The sequence below is a fragment of the Nostoc sp. 2RC genome, assembly GCF_014222165.1.
Classification (GTDB): Bacteria; Cyanobacteriota; Cyanobacteriia; order Cyanobacteriales; family Nostocaceae; genus Nostoc; species Nostoc linckia.
The window spans coordinates 25,248-31,396 of the sequence record NZ_JACKZU010000045.1 but is presented as its reverse complement, the minus strand read 5'-3'; the positions used below and the strand labels follow the sequence as shown (position 1 = coordinate 31,396).

General features: G+C 41.3%; 6 protein-coding genes. 3 read left to right on the top strand and 3 right to left on the bottom strand.

Annotated features, from left to right (window positions below; all coding sequences use genetic code 11):
- Positions 1–69: 69 nt before the first annotated feature.
- Together GNE10_RS07895 and GNE10_RS07890 are read right to left on the bottom strand one after the other, a co-directional pair.
- Positions 70–1,563 carry a UDP-N-acetylmuramoyl-L-alanyl-D-glutamate--2,6-diaminopimelate ligase gene (locus tag GNE10_RS07895; protein WP_185564385.1) on the bottom strand — a complete coding sequence of 498 codons (1,494 nt, stop codon included), beginning with the start codon at positions 1,561–1,563 and terminating at the stop codon, positions 70–72.
- Positions 1,564–1,615: 52 nt separating this feature from the next.
- Positions 1,616–1,879: a glutaredoxin family protein gene (locus GNE10_RS07890; protein WP_185564383.1), complete on the bottom strand. Its 264-nt coding sequence runs from the start codon at positions 1,877–1,879 to the stop codon at positions 1,616–1,618.
- Positions 1,880–2,377: 498 nt separating this feature from the next.
- On the opposite strand from GNE10_RS07890, the gene GNE10_RS07885 reads away from it, so the two are divergent.
- The 3 genes from GNE10_RS07885 (at position 2,378) to GNE10_RS07875 (ending at position 5,373) form a co-directional block, all read left to right on the top strand.
- Entirely contained in the window at positions 2,378–3,124 is a 747-nt protein-coding gene (locus tag GNE10_RS07885) for a PEP-CTERM sorting domain-containing protein (RefSeq protein ID WP_221642768.1), read from the top strand.
- A 424-nt stretch (positions 3,125–3,548) separates the two neighbouring features.
- Positions 3,549–4,112 carry a Uma2 family endonuclease gene (locus tag GNE10_RS07880; protein ID WP_185564379.1) on the top strand — a complete coding sequence of 188 codons (564 nt, stop codon included), beginning with the start codon at positions 3,549–3,551 and terminating at the stop codon, positions 4,110–4,112.
- A 298-nt stretch (positions 4,113–4,410) separates the two neighbouring features.
- Positions 4,411–5,373 (top strand): RluA family pseudouridine synthase, encoded by a 963-nt coding sequence (locus GNE10_RS07875; RefSeq protein WP_185564395.1) that lies wholly within the window; start codon positions 4,411–4,413, stop codon positions 5,371–5,373.
- A gap of 149 nt (positions 5,374–5,522) precedes the next feature.
- Here GNE10_RS07875 and GNE10_RS07870 read toward each other — a convergent pair whose 3' ends face one another.
- Positions 5,523–6,065 carry a hypothetical protein gene (locus tag GNE10_RS07870; RefSeq protein ID WP_185564377.1) on the bottom strand — a complete coding sequence of 181 codons (543 nt, stop codon included), beginning with the start codon at positions 6,063–6,065 and terminating at the stop codon, positions 5,523–5,525.
- Between the last annotated feature and the right edge of the window lie 84 nt (positions 6,066–6,149).

Below are 6,149 nucleotides of genomic sequence, written 5' to 3'. Positions count from 1 at the left end.
CCTCCCACACCTCCCACACCTCCCACACCTCCCACACCTCCCACACCTCCTGCTTGCCCCATGCCCAAATTATCCTAATCTTGCCTGTAGGGCTTCGCGTGCGTGTTCTCGGTCGTCAAAATGGATTTTTTCAGTACCGAGAATTTGGTAGTCTTCGTGACCTTTACCGGCGAGTAATACTCCATCACCGGGTTGTGCTTGTAAAATGGCGGTGCGAATTGCCATGGCCCGATCGCCAATTACTGTTGGCTGCACTGTTTGGGGAATTCCCGCCAAAATATCTTCTAAAATTTTTTCTGGGTTTTCGGTACGGGGATTATCCGATGTCACCACTGCTATATCGGCTAGTTCTGCGGCAATTTTACCCATTTTTGGGCGCTTGGTACGATCGCGATCGCCGCCACAACCAAACACACAAATTATCTTTCCTGGTATAAATGGACGTGCTGCTTTGAGTAAATTTTCTAAACTATCTGGAGTATGAGCATAATCCACAATGACGCTAATATCTTGCTGGGAACTAATTTGCACTCGTTCCATGCGACCGGGAACTCCGGGAAATTCTGAGATGACGGATGCTACTAACTGCAAATCTAAACCTAGATGTAAAACTGCTCCTACTGCTGCTAAAAGATTTTCTAAATTATATTGACCAACTAAAGGCGATCGAAAGGCTACATCGCCTTTTGGTGTATGCAAGGTTCCGCTGACACCGTTCGGCTCATAACTTAAGTCACTCATCCATAAATCAGTGTTGTTGTTGTTGACACTATAACTCCAAACTTGTTCTGGATTTAATGAAGCAATTAAGCGCTCACCGTAGGAATCATCAGCGTTAATTATTGCCCGTCCCTTGAGATATTCAGGACTAAACAACAAGGCTTTGGCAGCAAAATAATCTTCCATATCCTTGTGATAATCCAGATGGTCTTGAGTAAGATTACTGAATACCGACACCTCAAATTTACAGCCTAATACTCGACCTTGTGCCAAAGCGTGGGAACTAACTTCCATTACCCCAAACTCATTTCCAGCATTTACAGCTTCAGCTAGTTGCTGTTGCAGTTCCACCGCAAAGGGGGTTGTGTGGACAGCAGTTTGTTCAAAACCAGGCCAACGAGTGTAAAGAGTTCCCATTAAAGCCGTAGCTAGATTAGCTTTATTCAGCAGAAATTCAATTAAATGGGTGGTTGTAGTTTTGCCATTGGTTCCAGTGACACCAACCAGCTTGAGTTTTTGCCCTGGATAACCGTAAAAAGCGCTGGCTATCTGGGCACAAGCTTGAGTGATATTACTGGCACTAATCACCACAGCTTCATCTGTGGGAGGATGTTTTTGCGCTGCTTGGGGAGAGATAATAGCTGCCACAGCGCCAGATGCGATCGCACTAGGCCAAAATTCCCCACCATCGACTCGTGTTCCTGGCATTCCAATAAACAAATCTCCCACACCACAAGCATGGGAATTCGTCTTCAAACCCCTAACTTCTGCATCCTCCAAAGCCGGATGGCTGGGTAATTGTTCAACACTGTCTACCGCCGTTAGTAATTCCCGCAATTTCATCTTGCGAACCTCGCCACAAACTTTTCTTGCGCTTATTCTGCATTATTTTTTTCTAATTGGCTAAATACTTACGCAACATTTCTTCCAAATGTTGCACACTCGCACGAGGAGAAGGACGCGGTAAAAGTACCTCTGCACCTTGGTGGTTCGCTAAAAAAAGTACCGGCACTTCATACTGATACGCACCAAACCACTCTTCGCGAGTTGTAATATCCCGAATTTCCAACTCAAAACTCAAATTTTGGATTTGTTCCAGCTTTTCCTGCAAACCCTCACATAAATGACATCCTGGTTTACTGTATAAAATCAATCGCATTTGCTTCTACTAAATTTGCTGTTGTCAAATATAGCAAGGGACTGGTGACTGGGTAAAAGGTCTTTGTGTTATCACACAGAATTCAGGAATCAGGAGTCAGAATTCAGTTAAGAATTTTGTACGACTAGCGTATGAATAACCGATGTTTTTGCACTCCCACCAAATCGTAGATTTGGTGGTCTTCAAAACGCTCGAAGCTCCTTCGAGTCTTCGATAGCGGAGCATTAGCGAGTCATCAAGCGTCGCGTCTTGATTCTGACTCCTGACTCCTGACTCCTGAATTCTGACTCCTGACTCCTGACTCCTGAATTCTGACTCCTGAATTCTGACTCCTGAATTCTGAATTCTTCTAAGTTTTCTCATTTATTGATGTTCAGCTTGGCTCATCTACATCTAATTTTTACATTACCTTAGATAAATAAATTGATTTATACCAATATAACTGGTAATGTATTTTCATTTGCACGGGTAATCATCAACGTTTCTATTTGATAAGCTATGAATTTGATGTTAAAAACAAAGTTTTTTTCCAAATCATTAATGGTGATTCTGGGGTTAGCATTAGCCACTGTTTCCACTGTTCAACCATCCACAGCTGCTGTTTTTAATTATCAGGATGATACAACTAATGAACCTATTTGGCGGCGCGTAGCACCGGGGAATCCTCCCACTCTCATCAGTGGTGAAAGAGATGGAAACATGGGAATGAGTGTACCTTACAGCGTATTTGATTTTACAGTTGATCGTTCTGGTTCATACACTATAAGTGGTGACTCTAAACCTACAACACCTGCAAATAGAAAATGGGATATTTTCTTAACTTTATATGAGGGTAGTTTCAATCCTACTCAACAATTAACCAATGTTTTAATAGCAAGTACTACTACAAATGGTAGTACCGTTACTTTCAATCGAGAACTTGTTACAGGAGAAAAATACTTTTTAGTTACTACTGGTCGTCGAGTAAATGATTTTGGCAAGTTTAGTAACACAATCAGTGGTTTGGGTGAAATTACACCAATTCCAGAATCAAATTCGATACCTGCTGTATTAGTCGTGGGTGGTATAACTTTACTACTGTCTAAGGGAAAAGTCAGAAGGCAGAAGGCAGGAGGCAGAAGGCAGCTATGCTACCCACCCTTAAAAGAGTGGGATTGTAACAAGGAGGTTTTATACCTTGCTGCAAGCAGTCTCAGTATAATTATTTATCTGGACTGTAGCTCAGACCCAGAACTAAAGTTTTGATTGTTACTCCTAACCTTCTGCCTTCTGCCCTCGAACTTCTGCCTTTCTTTGTAATTTGAGGTTTATTTTATCAATCACCTTTAAAATTATCTGTAGTTCACGCCTATTGTAATTTGCTGTAAATAAATTTCTAGACTTGTGACCAGATATTTGGGTAAATTTTCTTGCTATTCCTGACTGCAAGTCATAATAGGCATATTATTAGTGATAGAATTCCTAATTTTTAATTTGAGAAAATTTCAGAAGCTTTTAACTTTCTTAGAACTTACACAACGCCGATATTGTGATTGCAACGGAAACAAAGTATAGGAAAACTATCCCAGCGTCAGGGTAACTTACTACGCTATCCCTCATAATGACGAAATTAGGTTATTTTTGCGTCAGAACAAAGCGTGATTGATTTTGCACTAGGAAGATAACAACAATGACTCAAGTCAAATCACAAATCACACTCGAAGAATTCCTGACACTCTCCGGAGGAGAAGGAGATATCACCTACGAATTAGTTGATGGAGAATTAAAACCAAAAATGGCTCCAAAAAGATTCCATTCTAGGCTAACAGGCACAATCTACACAATCCTAAGACTGTGTTTGCAAAATCGTGGTGAAATTGGTATTGAATGGGCAATTACTTTAAAACGTCAGGGTAAAGACTGGGTACCAATACCAGATTTACTTTATGTTTCTTACTCTCGGCTTAACAGCGACTTAATTGAAGATGAAGCTTGTCCTATACCTCCAGATTTAGTGATTGAAATTATCTCTCCTGACCAAACTTTTGGAGAAATGAATGCAAAAGCTACAGATTATCTCAATGCAGGTGTTCTGAGAGTTTGGGTTGTGGATGCAAAAGCGAAAACTGTCACTATTTTTTATCCTGATGCTCGACCTCAAACAAAAATTGGTGCAGAAATTATAGAAGATTCCTTGTTTGAAGGACTGCAAATCACAGCAAAACAAATTTTTCAACAAGCAGGAATTCCGTAAATTAGAATTCAGAATTCAGAATTCAGAATCAATTAGTTAGATATAGGACAATACGGTTAAGTGAAGCATTTCTTACTTTTTTTTGCCTCCTACTCTACGGAAAGTCACTGACGCTCCTTTGTCGCTACCGCTTCGCTAATGTGTCTATGCATCCTTCTCTAACGAGACGCTACGCGAATGCGGTAGCCTGCGGCAAGCCGCTGCGCGTCTACGTTAAAAAAATGTAGATTCGGAAATGGTATATTAATTTTGGATAAATTAGTATTTCAGTTAAAGAATGGGGAATTAATTTAAAGCAATTGTGAGCGAATTTCATTTACAAATCCCAGAAAATAGTAATGACGCGGGTGTTCGTCTTGACCGCTATCTTTCGCAAGAATTACCAGATTTATCTCGTTCCCGCATCCAACAGTTAATCGAAGAAGGTAATGTGCAACTGAATGGTAAAGTTTGCACTTCTAAAAAGATTAGTGTTAAGGTAAGCGATCGCATTACTCTAGAAATCCCAGAAGCCCAACCTTTAGAACTACAAGCAGAAGATATTCCCCTAGATATCCTCTACGAAGATGATCAGTTAATCATTCTCAACAAACCTGCGGGCTTAGTGGTTCATCCCGCACCAGGTCATCCAGACGGGACTTTAGTAAATGCTCTGTTGGCGCACTGTCCTAATTTACCAGGAATCGGGGGAATCCAACGTCCGGGAATTGTCCATCGCTTAGATAAGGATACAACAGGAGCGATCGCCATCGCTAAAACAGAACTTGCCCATCATCATCTCCAAGCACAACTCAAAGCCAAAACCGCACGCCGAGAATACTTAGGTATAGTTTACGGTGCGCCAAAAACTGAAAATGGCACAATTGATTTACCCATCGGTCGCCATCCCCAAGACCGTAAAAAAATGGCTATCATACCCGTTGAACAAGGCGGACGACTAGCCGTCACTCATTGGCGAGTCCTAGAACGCCTTGGTAATTACACACTAATTCACTTTCAACTAGAAACTGGACGCACCCATCAAATTCGCGTCCACAGCGCCAAAATCGGTCATCCCATTGTTGGCGACCCTATTTATGGTTCCGGTCGTTCAGTAGGAGTAAATTTGCCTGGTCAAGCACTACACGCTTGGCGATTCAAATTACAGCATCCCATATCTGGAGAGATGATTGAAGTTACAGCAACTCCTCCTAGCCAATTTACCAAACTTTTGGACATTTTAAAAAAACGAAGCGATCGGCCAAATTCTTTCACCAATTAATTGTTAAACATTTTCAAAATGTTGAGTGATGAATGATGACTGTTGACTGATGACTGTTGACTGCGGAGTTCTTATTCTCCCTAACCCCTCTACGCCATCTCCCTTATCTCCCCACTCCGCACCCCCCACTCCCTATTTTCAAACTAAATCTACTGTCCAACATCCAAGTCGAAGTAGAAACTGTCATCAACAATTCTATGGCTGCCAATATACTTAATGATGGGTATGCTGACTCGATGCTGTCCTGGTTCAAGTTTCCAGGTTTTTTGGAAGTTCCCAATATGATGACAAGCAGCATTAATGGGAAAGGTACTAGGAGTTAAAAAACTATTTTTATAACTCTCAACTCCATTTTTAAATAGATGTCCTTTTACTTCTACTTGATTAACTGTAGCTTTGGATGGTATGCAATAATAGACGTTTGATAATCTGAGGGTATCTCTAGATTTTAGGAGTAAGCGATCGCCATTTTTCACTTGCTGAAGTTCGTTGCTATTAACCTGCACAGTGACATTATCAACGCATACTTTTGCCGGAGTCACTTTGTCACATGTAGAAGTGGTGGCGAGAGTGGGCTGTGGTTCTGAAGAAGATTTTTTATCACCCTCAATTAATGCAGGTGCTACCGTTGCCACTATAGCGCCAGTAGCAGCGATGAGAGCAAGTATAACCTGTTGTTTAAAAGTTGCCATTTTTCCAACTCCTCAAGTTTTTTGCTGTAACACCATCATCACTTGAGACACAGGTTCTACAGGTAGGCGTTAGTAGGGAGTTTG

Excerpts from the sequence above, each read along its gene's own strand:
- GNE10_RS07895 (WP_185564385.1), bottom strand. The coding sequence starts at position 1,563 with ATGAAATTGCGGGAATTACTAACGGCGGTAGACAGTGTTGAACAATTA.
- GNE10_RS07890 (WP_185564383.1), bottom strand. The coding sequence starts at position 1,879 with ATGCGATTGATTTTATACAGTAAACCAGGATGTCATTTATGTGAGGGT.
- GNE10_RS07885 (WP_221642768.1), top strand. The coding sequence starts at position 2,378 with ATGAATTTGATGTTAAAAACAAAGTTTTTTTCCAAATCATTAATGGTG.
- GNE10_RS07880 (WP_185564379.1), top strand. The coding sequence starts at position 3,549 with ATGACTCAAGTCAAATCACAAATCACACTCGAAGAATTCCTGACACTC.
- GNE10_RS07870 (WP_185564377.1), bottom strand. The coding sequence starts at position 6,065 with ATGGCAACTTTTAAACAACAGGTTATACTTGCTCTCATCGCTGCTACT.